The 15,037-nt window shown below is 50.8% G+C and carries 14 protein-coding genes; 7 read left to right on the top strand and 7 right to left on the bottom strand.

Annotation, left to right across the window (positions count from 1 at the left end; translation table 11 throughout):
* Nucleotides 1-219: 219 nt before the first annotated feature.
* Both gmd and P3T48_RS08830 read right to left on the bottom strand, forming a co-directional pair.
* Entirely contained in the window at nt 220-1,332 is a 1,113-nt protein-coding gene (gene gmd, locus P3T48_RS08835; protein ID WP_158464190.1) for a GDP-mannose 4,6-dehydratase, read from the bottom strand.
* A gap of 121 nt (nt 1,333-1,453) precedes the next feature.
* A complete protein-coding gene (locus P3T48_RS08830; protein ID WP_158464191.1) occupies nt 1,454-2,920 on the bottom strand; it encodes an ATP-dependent DNA helicase in 1,467 nt (488 codons plus the stop codon).
* 55 nt (nt 2,921-2,975) lie between these two features.
* On the opposite strand from P3T48_RS08830, the gene P3T48_RS08825 reads away from it, so the two are divergent.
* The 3 genes from P3T48_RS08825 (at nt 2,976) to P3T48_RS08815 (ending at nt 4,852) form a co-directional block, all read left to right on the top strand.
* Entirely contained in the window at nt 2,976-3,455 is a 480-nt protein-coding gene (locus tag P3T48_RS08825) for a hypothetical protein (protein ID WP_022253155.1), read from the top strand.
* A complete protein-coding gene (locus tag P3T48_RS08820; RefSeq protein WP_022253156.1) occupies nt 3,439-4,254 on the top strand; it encodes a DUF3822 family protein in 816 nt (271 codons plus the stop codon). The genes P3T48_RS08825 and P3T48_RS08820 overlap by 17 nt, the downstream gene beginning before the upstream one ends.
* 67 nt (nt 4,255-4,321) lie before the next feature.
* Complete coding sequence (locus P3T48_RS08815; protein ID WP_217758125.1) at nt 4,322-4,852, top strand: RsmD family RNA methyltransferase; 531 nt, start codon at nt 4,322-4,324, stop codon at nt 4,850-4,852.
* 4 nt (nt 4,853-4,856) lie between these two features.
* Here P3T48_RS08815 and cls read toward each other — a convergent pair whose 3' ends face one another.
* The 3 genes from cls to P3T48_RS08800 all read right to left on the bottom strand — a co-directional run bounded on the left by cls (nt 4,857) and on the right by P3T48_RS08800 (nt 9,151).
* On the bottom strand, nt 4,857-6,281 hold the full coding sequence (cls, locus tag P3T48_RS08810) for a cardiolipin synthase (protein WP_276506449.1): 1,425 nt from the start codon (nt 6,279-6,281) through the stop codon (nt 4,857-4,859).
* 67 nt (nt 6,282-6,348) lie between these two features.
* Nucleotides 6,349-8,307 carry a DNA primase gene (gene dnaG / locus P3T48_RS08805; RefSeq protein WP_276506448.1) on the bottom strand — a complete coding sequence of 653 codons (1,959 nt, stop codon included), beginning with the start codon at nt 8,305-8,307 and terminating at the stop codon, nt 6,349-6,351.
* A gap of 1 nt (nt 8,308) precedes the next feature.
* Nucleotides 8,309-9,151 (bottom strand): lipocalin-like domain-containing protein, encoded by an 843-nt coding sequence (locus P3T48_RS08800; protein ID WP_276506447.1) that lies wholly within the window; start codon nt 9,149-9,151, stop codon nt 8,309-8,311.
* A 175-nt stretch (nt 9,152-9,326) separates the two neighbouring features.
* Here P3T48_RS08800 and P3T48_RS08795 point away from each other — a divergent pair, with 175 nt between their 5' ends.
* Complete coding sequence (locus P3T48_RS08795; RefSeq protein ID WP_022253161.1) at nt 9,327-9,842, top strand: histidine phosphatase family protein; 516 nt, start codon at nt 9,327-9,329, stop codon at nt 9,840-9,842.
* 31 nt (nt 9,843-9,873) lie between these two features.
* A complete protein-coding gene (locus tag P3T48_RS08790; RefSeq protein ID WP_276506446.1) occupies nt 9,874-10,632 on the top strand; it encodes an SDR family oxidoreductase in 759 nt (252 codons plus the stop codon).
* Nucleotides 10,633-10,639: 7 nt separating this feature from the next.
* Here the strand turns inward: P3T48_RS08790 and P3T48_RS08785 are convergent, their stop codons facing one another.
* Both P3T48_RS08785 and P3T48_RS08780 read right to left on the bottom strand, forming a co-directional pair.
* Nucleotides 10,640-11,350 (bottom strand): HAD family hydrolase, encoded by a 711-nt coding sequence (locus P3T48_RS08785; protein WP_276506445.1) that lies wholly within the window; start codon nt 11,348-11,350, stop codon nt 10,640-10,642.
* 304 nt (nt 11,351-11,654) lie between these two features.
* Nucleotides 11,655-12,701, bottom strand: a complete 1,047-nt coding sequence (locus P3T48_RS08780) for a porin (RefSeq protein ID WP_276506444.1) — start codon at nt 12,699-12,701, stop codon at nt 11,655-11,657.
* A gap of 379 nt (nt 12,702-13,080) precedes the next feature.
* Between P3T48_RS08780 and P3T48_RS08775 the strand changes: the two genes are divergently transcribed.
* Both P3T48_RS08775 and P3T48_RS08770 read left to right on the top strand, forming a co-directional pair.
* On the top strand, nt 13,081-13,950 hold the full coding sequence (locus P3T48_RS08775; protein WP_022251779.1) for an electron transfer flavoprotein subunit beta/FixA family protein: 870 nt from the start codon (nt 13,081-13,083) through the stop codon (nt 13,948-13,950).
* Between the two features lie 14 nt (nt 13,951-13,964).
* Nucleotides 13,965-14,987 (top strand): electron transfer flavoprotein subunit alpha/FixB family protein, encoded by a 1,023-nt coding sequence (locus tag P3T48_RS08770; RefSeq protein WP_158464201.1) that lies wholly within the window; start codon nt 13,965-13,967, stop codon nt 14,985-14,987.
* Nucleotides 14,988-15,037: the final 50 nt, after the last annotated feature.

Genomic DNA, 15,037 nt, shown 5'->3' with positions numbered 1-15,037 from the left:
AGGGCAAAAGCTTTAAAACTCCAGGCAATACATAAAGCTTTTGCCCTTACAGGGCGCCTTGCTGATTGCTATTATACCCAGGGCGATGCCCTGGGCTAGGAGCTTTTGGGCCTTCAGCCCGTACTTAAACCACTTGCGAAAGTTCAGTTATTTATCTTCAAAAAGAGACACCAAATAGAACTCTGTAATTCTCTAATTCTTGAAAAATAAAACTCTTGATTATTTCACGATACCCTTCTCCAAGTACTCAGCCAGGTTGCAACGAACCTTCTGGCCGGCATCCTCGGCGGCAACCTTGGCCATATCGCTCTCTACCATGATCTTGACAAGGTCTTCGAAAGAAGTGGTGTTGGGATTCCAGTTGAGCTTGGCCTTAGCCTTGGTAGGATCGCCCCAGAGATTGACAACATCGGTAGGACGGTAGAAATCGGGAGACACCTCGACGAGGGTCTTGCCAATCAACTCCTCAGGACCTTCCACGCAGATACCCTTCTCGTTCTCTTCCTTGCCTTCCCACTTCAGCTCGATACCTACATAATGGAAAGCCAGCTGGGCGAACTCACGAACAGAGTGCTGCTTGCCGGTGGCAATGACGAAGTCCTCAGGCTTCTCTGCCTGGAGGATGAGCCACATACACTCCACATAGTCCTTGGCATAACCCCAGTCGCGCAATGAATCCAGGTTGCCCAGATAGAGTTTCTCCTGCTTACCCTGCTTGATGCGGGCTGCGGCAAGAGTGATCTTACGTGTCACGAAAGTCTCGCCACGGCGCTCACTCTCATGATTGAAGAGGATACCCGAACAGCAGAACATATTGTAAGCCTCACGATACTCCTTCACAATCCAGAAACCATACTGTTTGGCAACAGCATATGGCGAATAAGGATGGAAAGGAGTATTCTCGTTCTGAGGAACCTCCTCCACCTTGCCATAGAGCTCGGAAGTGGAAGCCTGATACATACGGCAGGTATCTGTCAGTCCGCACTGGCGGATGGCCTCAAGGATGCGGAGCACACCTGTGGCGTCTACATCGGCAGTAAACTCAGGAGAGTCGAAGCTTACCTGTACGTGGCTCTGAGCAGCCAGGTTGTAAACCTCGGTAGGTTTCACCTTGTTCATCACCTGGATGATACTCATAGAGTCGCCGAGATCGGCATAGTGAAGATGGAAGTTGGGCTTGCCTTCCAAGTGGGCGATACGCTCACGATAGTCGACTGACGAACGGCGGATCGTGCCATGAACATCATAACCTTTCTCCAACAACAACTCTGCCAGGTAAGAACCGTCCTGGCCTGTGATACCCGTGATAAGGGCTACTTTCTTCTGTTCCATTTATTTCTTTTATTTAAATTTCGGTTTTTTAAAAAACACAGTACATATCTATAATGCTGCAAAAGTACGACTTTTTATGCAAATAATCAAGTTTTTGAGCCCGAAAATCTACTTTATTCGCCTACAGGTCTGTTGGTTCGCAGGTTTGCTCCTTGGGCCAGTTGACCAGAAACAGCTTGTCAGTGGCACGCGTGAAGGCTGTATAGAGCCAGTGAATATAGTCGGGAGTAAGCATATCGTCGGTCATATATCCCTGGTCCACATATACATGCGCCCATTGTCCGCCCTGTGCCTTATGGCAGGTCACGGCATAGGCGTACTTGATTTGCAGGGCATTGAAATAAGCATCCTGGCGAATAGACTTCATGCGGTCGGCCTTCAATGGCACAAAGTGCTGATAGTCTTCCTCCACTTGCCTGAAGAGCTCCTCCTGCTGCTCGTGGGTAAGGGCCGGCGCCTCGCTCTGCAAGGTGTCGAGCATACCCGTCACCTGCATCTCGTAATCATCATAGTCGGGCAACTGCAACAGCAATGTGGCAAAGCGGAACCCATACAGCTCGATATAGTTGCTCACCCTCAACACCTTAGCCCTGTCGCCATTGGCAAGAAAGGCAGGAACAGCGCCGGCACTTCCCTCCCCGCTCTCCTTCTTCTCCTTCTCCGTCCAGAAGTAGTTGTTCTTCACAATCATGAGCATATCGCCCGACGAGAGTTCCTCCTCACGGTCGAGCACCATGTTCCTGATACCATTATTATATATATTGGCGCGCTTGTTGCTTCGGGTGATGACCATCGTCTCGTCCATCCCCACATGATGATAACTGTCGCCAAGACTCTCCACCAGCTCTGCTCCCGGCATCATCACGATATCGGCAAAGCCCTTGAAGCGTATCAGCGGAAGTCCTGTCACAGCATCATGGGTTATCATCTGTCTGATGAGGGTGGCATTATAGAGGATGCCCGACGACTGACTCTGTCGCAACACCTCATTGAGGTCGCACTCGTAAACCTTCAGACCGTATCCCTCCATCACCGATGCGCTGAGGGCAGGCGACTCCTCCTCGCCCACAGGGGGCAACTGTGCCTTGTCGCCTATGAGCAACAGGCGGTCGTTATGTCCCTGATACACAAACTTCACCAGGTCGTCGAGCAGACATCCACTGCCGAAAGTTGTTCCCCCCAGCCCCATATTGGCTATCATCGAAGCCTCGTCCACCATGAAGAGCGTGTCGGTGTAAAGATTGTCGTTCAGACTGAACTGACCGTCAACACCGGCAAAAGCCTTCTCTCTGTAGATGCGGCGATGGATGGTATAGGCAGGAGCCCCACTGCCCAGCGAGAACACCTTGGCAGCCCTGCCCGTAGGGGCAAGGAGCATCACCTTCTGGCGTATCTGCAACAGGGTACGCACGATGGCTCCCGAAAGCGAGGTCTTTCCCGTACCGGCACTGCCTCGCAATATCATCACTGCCTGAGGGTCGCGGTCGGTCAGAAAACTGACAAAAGTATCGAGTGCCTGCCCCTGCTCCTGCGTAGGAGCAAAGCCAAACTGTTGCAATATCTTATATTTTAGGGATTCGATGACCATAACTCAAAAAAAAATTGTACCTTTGCACCATGCAAAAGTAACAATACTTTTTGAAATGAGAAAGAAAATAAGCAACAATTCTATCCTGGCAGCCTGTGTGCTCGTGGTTTTGACGCTCTGCCTGCTGAGTGTATGGCAACCCATCCACTTCCAGAAGGAAAAGGAACAAAGGGAGACGGCCGTCAAGCAAAGGCTCATGAAGATAAGAACTGCCGAGGAGAACTACAAGAGGCGGCACGGAACCTACACCGGCGACTTCGCCACGCTTATCAAGGGGAAATGGCTCGACAGGGAAATGCAGTACATTCCCTTCTCTGACAACAAGAGATTCTCGCTCTCGGCAACCACCATCGTGACCAAGAACGGCAAACAGATACCGCTCATGGAATGTGGAGCCACCTACGAGGAATACTTGGATGGCCTCAACGAAGATGCCATACAGCAGGAAACCGACAATGCCAACATGGAAGGAAGGTTCCCAGGACTAAAAATTGGAGACATCACAACAAACAACGACAATGCAGGCAACTGGTAACAACAACACAACGAAACTTCTGCAGACACGGCTCACCATCCGTGCCGGCAAGAACAGCCTCAGCTTCTCGGTAGCAGAAGGCGAACGCCAAGTGACATACGAGCCCTATGCCATGAAGAGTGGCGTATCTATGGCAGCCAACCTAAGACAGGCTTTCAAGGAAAGCGAACTGCTGTTGCGTGGTTACAGAAAGGCACGCCTCTTCATCGACACCCCTGTCTTGCTCGTCCCTGTCGACGAGTTCGACGAGAAACAGAAAGATACTTTCTATCAGTACAGCTTCGAGGAGCACGAGAGCGACATCATCATGCACAGAGTACAGCCTCAGCTCAACGCCGTGGCGCTCTTCCCTCTCAACAAAGACTTGAGAACGGTGATGGAGGACAACTTTGCCGACGTGCGCTTCACTCCTGTGCTGCAACCCGTATGGAACCATCTGCACCAGCGCAGCTTCGTGGGAATACAGAAGAAGCTGTTCGCCTATTTCCACGACGGCAAACTCGACATCTTCTGCTTCGACAAGAACCGCTTCAAGTTCTTCAACTCCTATGCCACCACACATGCCAAGGACGCCATCTACTTCATCCTATATGTATGGAAACTGCTCGGCATGGACCAGAAGAAAGACGAGCTGCACGTTGTGGGCGATGTGCCGGACAAGGACTGGTTCATCCACAACACCAAGCTCTACATTCAGAAGACTTACCTTCTCAACCCTGCTGCCGAATTCAACCGGGCACCGCTTACCGAAATCAAGAACATACCTTTCGATCTGCAGGCGCTCTATCTCAGCAAGTAGGAAAGCCCTCCCTGAGGGATGGCCTCACTCAAACCATACATCAACCAACATCACACTCAACAAAAGAATGCGCATCATAACAGGACAATATAAAGGAAGACATTTTGATATTCCACGTACCTTCAAGGCACGTCCTACCACCGATTTTGCCAAAGAGAATATCTTCAACGTACTGCAAGGATACATCGACTTCGAGGATGCTGTCGCCCTCGACCTCTTCGCAGGCACAGGCAGCATTTCGCTCGAACTGGTTTCACGAGGCTGTAGCCGGGTGGTAAGCGTCGAGGCCGACAGAGACCATGCCAACTTCATACGCCAGTGCTTCAAGAAGTTGGGCGATGAGAGCGACCTGCTCATCCGTGGCGACGTGTTCCGCTTCCTGAAGAGCTGTCATCAGAAGTTCGACTTCATCTTTGCCGACCCGCCTTATGCACTCAAGGAGCTGCCCGAGATACCCCGGCTCATCCTCGAAGGCGACCTGCTCAACGAGGGAGGCATCTTCGTCTTCGAACATGGAAAGAACTACGACTTCTCCGACCATCCCCGCTTCCTGGAACACAGAAGCTATGGCAGTGTCAACTTCTCTATCTTCAGATAATCATCTAAAGCAGTGGTGACAAGAGCCTTACTGTCGACTCGAAGAGGCGCTTCAGGAAGGGACGCTTGATGTAATAAGTCACATCATCGGTCAACTGACAGTGCGCCTCATCTTCCAAAAAAATGTTCTTGATTCGCAAGGCCATGTCTGTGTCAAAGAAGAAGGCATTGGCCTCAAAGTTGTTCTCAAAACTGCGGAAGTCGACATTCGTACTTCCACACGAGCATATCTTGTCGTCGCTCACCAACAGCTTGCTGTGGTTGAATCCCGCCTCATACAAGTACACTTTCACTCCTGCCTCTATGGCTTCCATCATGTATGACCGCGAAGCCCACTCCACCAGCCGTGCATCGCTGTGACGTGGCACCATCAGCCTCACATCCACACCCGCCAAAGCTGCTGTACGCATGGCAAAGAGCACGGGTTCGGTAGGAAGAAAATAAGGGGTTTCGAGATACACATAGTGCTGCGCCTGCAACAGGATGCGCACATAGCCCTGCATGATGTCGGGCCAGGGACTGATAGGACTGCTGGTCACCACCTGCACCAAACAGTTGTTGCGGATAGCCGCATCGACAGGTGGATAATAACGCCGGTCGGTGATGAGCGTGCGGTCTACGAAATACCAATCCACTAAGAATGCTCTCTGTATGGCATAAACGCCACCTCCCTCTATGCGCAGATGCGTGTCGCGCCAGACTCTTCCACCTCTTCCCTTCACATAGCGAAGGGCCAAGTTCATACCTCCTATGAATCCCACCTTGCCGTCTACCACACACAACTTGCGGTGGTTGCGATAGTTCACCTTGCTGGTAAAGGCAGGAAACCGTACCGGCATAAAGGCATGAACATCTATTCCGGCATCGCGCATACGCTCAAAGAAGGAATCGCTGACGCGCCAACAGCCCACATCATCATATATCAGACGTACCTCCACACCCTGCCTGGCCTTGTCTGCCAAAGCATCGGCTATCAGATTTCCCAAGGGGTCGTCCTCTATGATATAGGTATCTATATGGATGTGCTTCTCCGCCCTGCCGATGGCTTGCAGCAGACTGAACACGAAACCATAGCCATCGGTATAAATCTCCACCTGATTGTCTTTGAAAGGGAGCGCCCAGTTCTGGTTGGCAAAGAGGCGCATCAGGGGCTGGCTGTCGGCAGGCAGATGCAGGTTCTCCTGCTCAGCAAACTCCAGCATCGAGCGCTTGGTGAGCTGGTCCATGGAACGGTTGCTGATGAGTCGCTGCTTACGGATGTCCTGCCCGAAGAACACATAGAGCACGATGCCGAGAAAGGGCATAAAGAGCAGCACCATAATCCAGGCTATGGTCTTCGCCGGCTGTTTATTGTCCATCAGTACCGCCACGACGGTGGGGATGGTAAGCAGCGCATATACTAATAAATATATCCAGTGGAAATATATCATATCATTGAAGTTTCACATGTACGGAAGTTATAGAAGTTAACTTCCCTTTCTGCACTTCACATCATCGTTAGTTAAAGATGAAGTTGGCTTGTGCCGCCAGCAGACTGTTCATCTGCTTCAACTTGGTGAACTCTGCTATCAGTTCCATGTTGTTGGGGTTCTGCACGAACTGCTGTCTCACCTCTACCAGGCGCTGGGCGATGTAATGAGTACGGAAACTCAGCATGTCCTTAAACACCATCTGCCTGAGCTTTTCGGGGTTCAACTTGAGTTGCAGGCTGGCTGTCGACACCTCCTGTTCGCCCGTCATCATGCCCGCCAGCCGACTCACGGCAGGGTCGGGATGATTGGCAAAGTAGGTCTCTGCCTTGAAGTCCTCGTCACCTATATGTTCCACAGCCTCGTGCAACACCTTATTATATATAGCATTGTGAAACTCGAAACCATCGCCCTGCATATCGAGCATGATGTATTGTGCCACGGGCAACTCCACATCCTGCTGTTCAGAGTCTTTCACGGTGATGAGTTCCTCGCCATGATGAATCACGATCTGTATGATGAGGTCTTCCACCTCGCGCAGTTTAGCCTCGGGAGTCATTCCTCCCATCTGCTGTCCCGTCTGCGCCGCCTGCTGCACCACCTGGTCGCGCAGACCTGCCGCCCGTCTTTCTTCCTTCACCTGTTCGCTGAGACCGTTGCGCACAAAGTTGTTGAGGGCATTCACGATGATGGCCTCGCTCACGCCCAATCGGTGCGAGCAGTCGGTGATGTAGGAGGCACGCGTTATCTGGTTCTTTATCTTCGAGATGCTCTCCACGATCGAGTTGATGGCCTCGCTTCGCTTCACTGGGTCGGTAACGCCCTTGAGCATCAGATGGGTCTTGAATTGTATGAAGTCTGTCTGGTTTTCCTCGATATACTTTCTGAAGTCGCTCGCCGTATGACTGCGTGCAAAACTGTCGGGGTCATTGCCGTCGGGCAGCAGGAGCACCTTCACGTTCATCTCTTCCTCCAGGAGCATGTCGGTACCTCTCAGGGCAGCATGCACACCTGCCGCATCGCCATCATAGAGCAACACGATATTGTTGGTGAAACGGTGCAGGAGCCTTATCTGGTGCACACTGAGTGCCGTTCCCGAGTTGGCCACCACATTCTCTATACCGCATTGGTGCATGGAGATGACGTCGGTGTAGCCCTCCACCATGTACACACAGTTTTCCTTGGCAATGGCTTTCTTGGCCTGATAGAGTCCATAGAGCTCCCGTTCTTTATGATAGATATCGCTGTCGGGCGAGTTGACATACTTCTGGTTGACTCCTTTCGTACGGCTGTCGAGCACACGACCTCCGAAAGCCACCACCTTGCCGCTCACGCTGAACCAGGGGAAGATGGCTCGTCCCGAGAATCGGTCGAGATACTTGTCTTCTCCGCTCTTGTTGGAGGCCTCGTCCTTGTCCACCTTGAAGCAGAGGCCCGTTGCCACCAGATACTTGGGGTTATAGCCTTTCTTGATAGCCTCGTCATACAAGGCCGTCCTGCTGTTGGGATCAAACCCCAGCCTGAACTTGCGGATGATGTCATCACGGAATCCACGGCTGCGGAAGTACTGCATACCGATGGCTCGTCCGTCCACATCGTTCTGCAGGATGTCCTCGAAGTATTGCGATGCCCATTCGTTGACAATGAACATCGACTCCCGCTCGCTCTCCTTCTCCTTCTCCTCGCTTGTCAGTTCCCGCTCCTTGATCTCGATGTGATATTTGTTGGCCAACCAGCGCAGCGCATCGGGATAGGTCATCTGTTCCAGCTCCATCAGGAAGTTGATGGCGTTGCCTCCCTTTCCACAGGTGAAACAATGACAGATGCCGCGTGCGGGCGAGACAGAGAAGGAAGGATGCGAATCATTATGGAAAGGACACAAACCGATATAGTTCACGCCGCGTTTTTTGAGCGACACGAACTCCGACACCACGTCAACGATGTTGGTGGCGTCCATGATTCGGGCTATGGTCGGTTTGTCTATCATTTTATTTCAGTTCCTGTTTCATTCTGTTGGCCTGCTTCTGTGCTGCGGCACGTGCTGCGGCATTCACATCATGGGCATTGGCCTTGCGGTGATAAGTGTATGTTTTGCCTTGCGAGTCGCTGAGCACCAGCGAGTCTTTCTTCATATAGACGAAAGAGAGGGTGTCTATGGAAGTCTTCTCGTTGAAGACGACTCCCTGCATCTCGAAACGTCCCCTCACAAGCAGCAACTTGCCATTGTAGGCATGCCACTCTGTATACTGTGGCACTTCGGGATATTCCACCGGACTGTCATCCTCCACCGAACTGTTCTGCATGACAAAGCCCACCGATCGGGCCTCGCCCATCCGCTTGAGTGTGAAACCATATTCGCGTGGCACCATATAGTTTTCCACGATGCTGTCGGGCATATTGGCAAGGATGCGTGCCTGCTGACGGCGTGACAGATGACTCAGGTCACGCAGATGGGGCATCACCTGATAGGTCCATGTAGCCTTCAGCTTGTCGAGATCCACCACCATTCTGGCACGGTTCTTCTCTCCCTCTACCGGCAACACACATATCCAGTCGCCTATCTCTATATCGCCAAACACCTGATGCTGTCGGGTAGCCTCCAATATATTGTAGCGCACAGGGTCTCCGCCGCTGTTGGGCAAGAGCACCACCACACTGTCGGTACATCCCATGCAGGCAAGTCCGTAAATGGCATGGTCGCCCTTGGCAGGCTTCGACGTACTGATGGGCAGGTTGATATTAGGACGTGGTGGGCGTGGTCCTTTCTTGCAAGCGGCAAGCAGGACAACGGCAAAGACGAGGAGTATGAGAGTTTTGTATCTATGCATCATTCTGACTGTTATTTTTGGTAATGCTTTCGACTTATCGACTACAATCACTACCTTTTATCTATATAATGATGCAAAGTTACTACTTTTTTCGGAAAAACGAAGGAAAAAACAGTTTAATAGATAGGTAAATCTATTTTTTTTAGTACTTTTGTAAGCAAAAACTATAGATATCTACATGACAACAACATTATACTTGGTTCGTCACGGCGAGACTGTCGACAATGCAGCCCACATCATGCAGGGACAGACACCAGGCGAACTCAATGACAAAGGTATTGCCCAGGCTGAAGAAGTGGCAGCCCGCATGGCCGACCATCCCATCGACGTATTCGTATCGAGCGACCTGAAGCGCAGCATTCAGACTTGCGAGATCATAGCCCGTCCCCATCATGCCGAGGTGATTACCACTCCTCTGCTGCGCGAACGCGACTGGGGAAGTTTCACTGGCAAGTTTATCCCTTCCCTGCCCCAAGACCCCAAAGACTGGCCCGACGATATCGAGTCGATAGAAAGCATGAAGTCGAGGGCTCAAAACTTCATCACCTGGCTTCGCGTCACCTATCCCGGCAAGACCATTCTTGCCGTTGGTCATGGCATCATCAACAAAGCCCTGCAGAGTGTTTACTTCCGCCGGCCGATGAACGAGATTGAGAAAATGGGCAATGCCGAAGTGAGAATCCTGATATTGTAGTTAAAAACATTAAACCAAAAACATAATAATCATGGCAAGAAAAATAGCTCTTATCACAGGCGCCACAAGCGGTATTGGCGAAGGATGCGCCCGAAGATTCGCACAAGGAGGCTACAACCTCATCATCACAGGCCGCAACACAGGCAAGTTGGAAATTCTGAAACAGGAACTCGAAGAGGAAGGTGTCCAAGTGCTGGCACTGGCTTTCGACGTGCGCAACAGAGAAGCGGCTCGCAAGGCTGTTGACTATATCCCTGAGGCATGGCGCAACATCGATGTCCTGATCAATAATGCAGGACTGGCACGTGGTCTGGAACCAGAGTACGAAGGCGACTTCGACGACTGGGACCAGATGATAGATACCAACATTAAAGGTCTGCTCACCATGACCCGACTCATCGTTCCCGGCATGGTGGAACGCAATCGTGGTCATGTCATCAACATCGGAAGTGTGGCTGGCGATGCTGCCTATGCGGGCGGAAATGTGTACTGTGCCACCAAGAGTGCAGTAAAAGCCATCACCGATGGTCTGCGCATCGACGTGGCTCATACCCGCGTTCGCGTTACCAACATCAAGCCGGGACTGGTGGAGACCAATTTCTCCAACATCCGTTTCCATGGCGACACCCAGCGTGCCGACAATGTTTACCGTGGCATAGAGCCATTGACTGGCGATGACATTGCCGACGTGGCATTCTATGCCGCCTGCGCTCCCGAGCATGTTCAAATAGCCGAGGTGCTGGTTCTCGCCACCCATCAGGCCAGTGGCACCGTGATTCACCGAGACTAAGAACTTCTTACAAGATATCCATGATTTCCTCGAAACGGGAAATACGACGGAGGCGTTCGTGAGCGAACTCCTCCGTTTTTTCATGCGCCCATGTGGTATGGAAAGGTATATGAACAGCCGAGGCACCTATCTTCAACGCAGGCACAATGTCGCTCTTGAAACTGTTGCCCACCATGACCAACTCTTCGGGCTTTACCTCCAACTCACGGCAGAGTCTTCGATAAGCCTCGGGCGTCTTGGCGCTCACGATGCTCACCACGTCAAAGTAACGTTGCAATCCCGAACGCCACAGTTTGTTCTCCTGGTCTTGTAACTCACCCTTGGTGAATACCGCAAGCTTGTAATGACGCGTCTGTCTGAGCCTTGCCAGCGTCTCCTCCACGCCCTCCAAAGGACGGGCATCGAGCCTCAGCAAGGTCTTACCCAACTCCACGATTCGCCCTATCAGTTTGGCAGACACCTCGCCCTGACTCACCTTCACGGCATTCTCCACCAGCGAGATGGTAAAGGCTTTCACACCGTATCCCAGGTCTTCCATATTACCGCTCTCTGTCTCGAAGAGCGAAGCAGATATCTCCTCCTTGCTTCCATAGTCTGAAAGCAAGTCACAGTATTCGTCCTCTACGTCTTCAAAATAGTTCTGCAATGCCCACAACGTATCGTCGGCATCAAAGGCTATGGCCTTGACAGAACCCGTTATTTTGTTGTTTTCTTTCATTTTCGTAATTTTTTACTCAAGAAGTTTTTTCAAGAAGTTAGCACGCCTTTCAGGGCGTGCTGCTTAGTGAATACACCCACAAAGACTATTGTCTTAACTCCATTAACTCCATTAACTCCTTAACTCCATTACCTCCCACAAAATAACTCCCTATCCTTTCCCTCAACAAAAGTACTACATTCTTTTCTATCTCCCAAATTTTTCCTTTCAAAAAGCATCACTTAACCGAATAAAAAACGTGTGCTCAACCATCAACGGACAAGCACACGCACATTTTTGTATTAACCCGAAAAACACATATTTACTAAAAACGAGTCATAAACTCAACTACTATCTTGTCTTTCTCCGAAGGTTTGGCAATACCGCCCTCACGATAGAAATACTTCTCATAGTTGATGCGGATATCGGAGATAAATGGCTTCGACAGACTCAACGTAACACCACCGGTGACACGATGGCGCTTATAGTCGTTGATGATCAACTCACCCAGATCATCGTCTGTCGCATTGTAACGGGAGCCGTCGCTGTGATCGCTCATGAAATCATAACGCACCAAGGGCGAAACCTTCTTGATCAGACGTGTGCGAACAGGGATGTCATAGCAGGCAAAAACATCGAAGGCATGCACATCGTGGAAGGCGTTATGAGAATAATGCTTGTAGAGATACTCCACCTCGGCGATGAAACCACCATAGTGGAAGGTAACACCTGCATCATACATATTCACAGTCACGTCAGAGGGCTTGATCTTCTGAGTACTCAGCACCAGGTTGACATTAGGAAAGAGGAGCTGTGCCTTGGCAGAATAGTTGACACCCTTGGTCCAGTAGTCCTTCTGATTGGTAAGACCTGAGCCGTTGAACACACCGGCATTCACCACGATGGGGAAACCGACATTCCAGGTGTAACCCACCTCGGCACCCACGTCACGCACATTGCCCACCTGCTTGGCGATAAACGAGCGGTTGGCAAAATACTGCTGATGGGGCGAACGGTGAGCATCAATGGTGAAGGGCACACGCTCCTGACCGATGGTAAACTGCAGGGTGCTCCAGGGCTTGATGCGTGTGTAGGCATCAAGCATCTTGATCTTTCCCTCATCGCAGAGGTCAATCTCTGCCTTGTAGCTCACTTCGCGTGTGACATTTCCTGACACACTGACACGGGCTGTACGAACCTCAAAGCGTCCCTCGCCCTCTTCGGTTTGGTATTCATACTTCGAGCGAATGGTACCGTGAATTTTAGGCATTCTGTCTACTTTCTCTTCTTCGCCATTGTCATACTTCTGTGCTTGGGCTGTCATCGCAAGTAGCGAGAGCAGCAACAGCATGGTGGTTGTTTTCTTATTCATTATATTATTTTATTTGCTGATTTTTCTCGGCTGCAAAGTTAAATAAAAAAAGTTACTTTCATACGACACTGACGTTACAAAACAATGACAATCATGAAATAGGCTCACAACCCACAGACTGTAATATCGTTGCAACAAAACTTAAAGCTTTTGCCCTTTACCTTTGCTTTACCCTTCGACCAGCGATTTTCAATTCCCTTCGGCCGGTGACCGTTGGTTCAAGGCGTGCTAACTCCTCTTAACTTCCCTCTAACCCCCTTCTTTTCCAAAAAATTGCCGATTTATTTGTGTAATACACAAAAAAATGCTACTTTTGCGGCTGTGTTCCTTACGAAACACTAACAAACTTAGAAATAATAACAATAACCATTTTATTAATATGAGTTTAAAAATTGTAGTACTTGCCAAGCAAGTACCAGACACAAGAAATGTGGGTAAGGATGCGATGACAGCCGAAGGCACAGTCAACCGCGCAGCCCTTCCCGCCATCTTCAATCCTGAAGATTTGAACGCATTGGAGCAGGCTCTTCGATTGAAAGAGCAGAATCCAGGTTCCACAGTTGGTATTCTTACAATGGGTCCTCCACGTGCCGGTGAGGTAATTCGCCAGGGTCTTTACCGTGGTGCAGATACAGGTTGGCTGCTTACCGACCGCCTCTTCGCCGGTGCCGACACATTGGCCACATCCTATGCCCTTGCCACCGCCATCAAGAAGATAGGCGATGTCGACATCGTGATCGGTGGTCGCCAGGCTATCGATGGTGATACCGCACAGGTAGGTCCACAGGTAGCTCAGAAGTTGGGCTTGAACCAGGTCACCTATGCCGAGGAGATTCTGAAGGTGGAAGACGGCAAGGCAACAGTCCGTCGCCTCATCGATGGAGGTGTTGAGACCGTAGAGGCCCCATTGCCACTCGTGATAACCGTAAACGGCAGTGCAGCTCCATGTCGCCCATGCAACGTGAAGCTCGTAATGAAATACAAATACGCATCTTGCCCTATGGAGCGCAAGGGAGATGAGCCTTGGACCAACCTCTATGAGGAGCGTCCTTACCTCACTCTCAACCAGTGGAGCGTAGCCGATGTTGACGGCGATCCTTCACAGTGTGGTCTGAGCGGTTCACCTACCAAGGTGAAGGCAGTAAAGAACATCGTGTTCCAGGCTAAGGAGAGCAAGACCTTGACAAGCAGCGATGAGGACATCGACAACTTGATGAAGGAATTGTTGAACGAAAGTATTATCGGATAATTTTGCAAAAATTTATGAACAACGTATTTGTATATTGCGAGGTAGAAGGCACAACCGTAGCCGAAGTATCTCAAGAATTGCTTACCAAGGGTCGTAAGCTCGCCAACCAGCAGGGCGTGGAGCTCCATGCCATTGTGGCTGGCACAGGCATCAAGGGAAAGGTGGAAGACCAGATCCTGCCCTATGGTGTAGATAAGTTATTTGTTTTCGATGCCGAGGGATTGTTCCCATACACCTCAGCTCCTCATACCGACATCCTCGTCAACCTCTTCAAGGAGGAGAATCCACAGATTGCCCTGATGGGTGCCACCGTTATCGGTCGCGACCTCGGTCCTCGTGTATCTTCTTCTCTGACCAGCGGTTTGACAGCCGACTGTACCGAGCTCGAGATTGGCGAATATGACGACAAGAAGAGCGGCAAGCACTACGACGGTTTGCTCTATCAGATTCGTCCAGCCTTCGGTGGCAACATCGTGGCAACCATCGTCAACCCAGAGCATCGTCCACAGATGGCGACAGTACGCTCAGGTGTGATGCAGAAGAGCATCTACGAGGGTGAGTGCAAGAAGGAAGTTGTTTACCCAGAGGTAAGCAAGTATGTACCTGCCGAGGACTTCGTCGTAAAGGTACTCGACCACCATGTAGAGGCTGCCAAGCACAACCTGAAGGGTTCTGCCATCGTTGTAGCCGGCGGTTATGGTGTAGGAAGCAAGGAAGGCTTCGATCAGCTCTTCGAGTTGGCTCATCTCCTCCATGGCGAGGTAGGTGCTTCCCGTGCAGCTGTTGATGCAGGTTGGGTAGACCACGACCGTCAGATTGGTCAGACCGGTGTCACCGTTCATCCCAAGGTTTATATCGCCTGCGGCATCTCTGGTCAGATCCAGCACATCGCCGGTATGCAGGATTCAGGCATCATCATCTCCGTAAACAACGATCCTGATGCCCCCATCAACAAGATTGCCGACTACGTCATCAACGGTAATGTCGAAGACGTCGTCCCCAAGCTCATCAAGTACTACAAGCAGAATTCAAAGTAAATAATATACAAGGAGTTAAGGAGTTAAGGAGTTAAAGTAGTTAAGACAAT

It is taken from the genome of Segatella intestinalis (assembly GCF_029348455.1).
Taxonomy (GTDB): domain Bacteria; phylum Bacteroidota; class Bacteroidia; order Bacteroidales; family Bacteroidaceae; genus Prevotella.
This window is presented reverse-complemented; position numbering and strand designations above follow the sequence as displayed.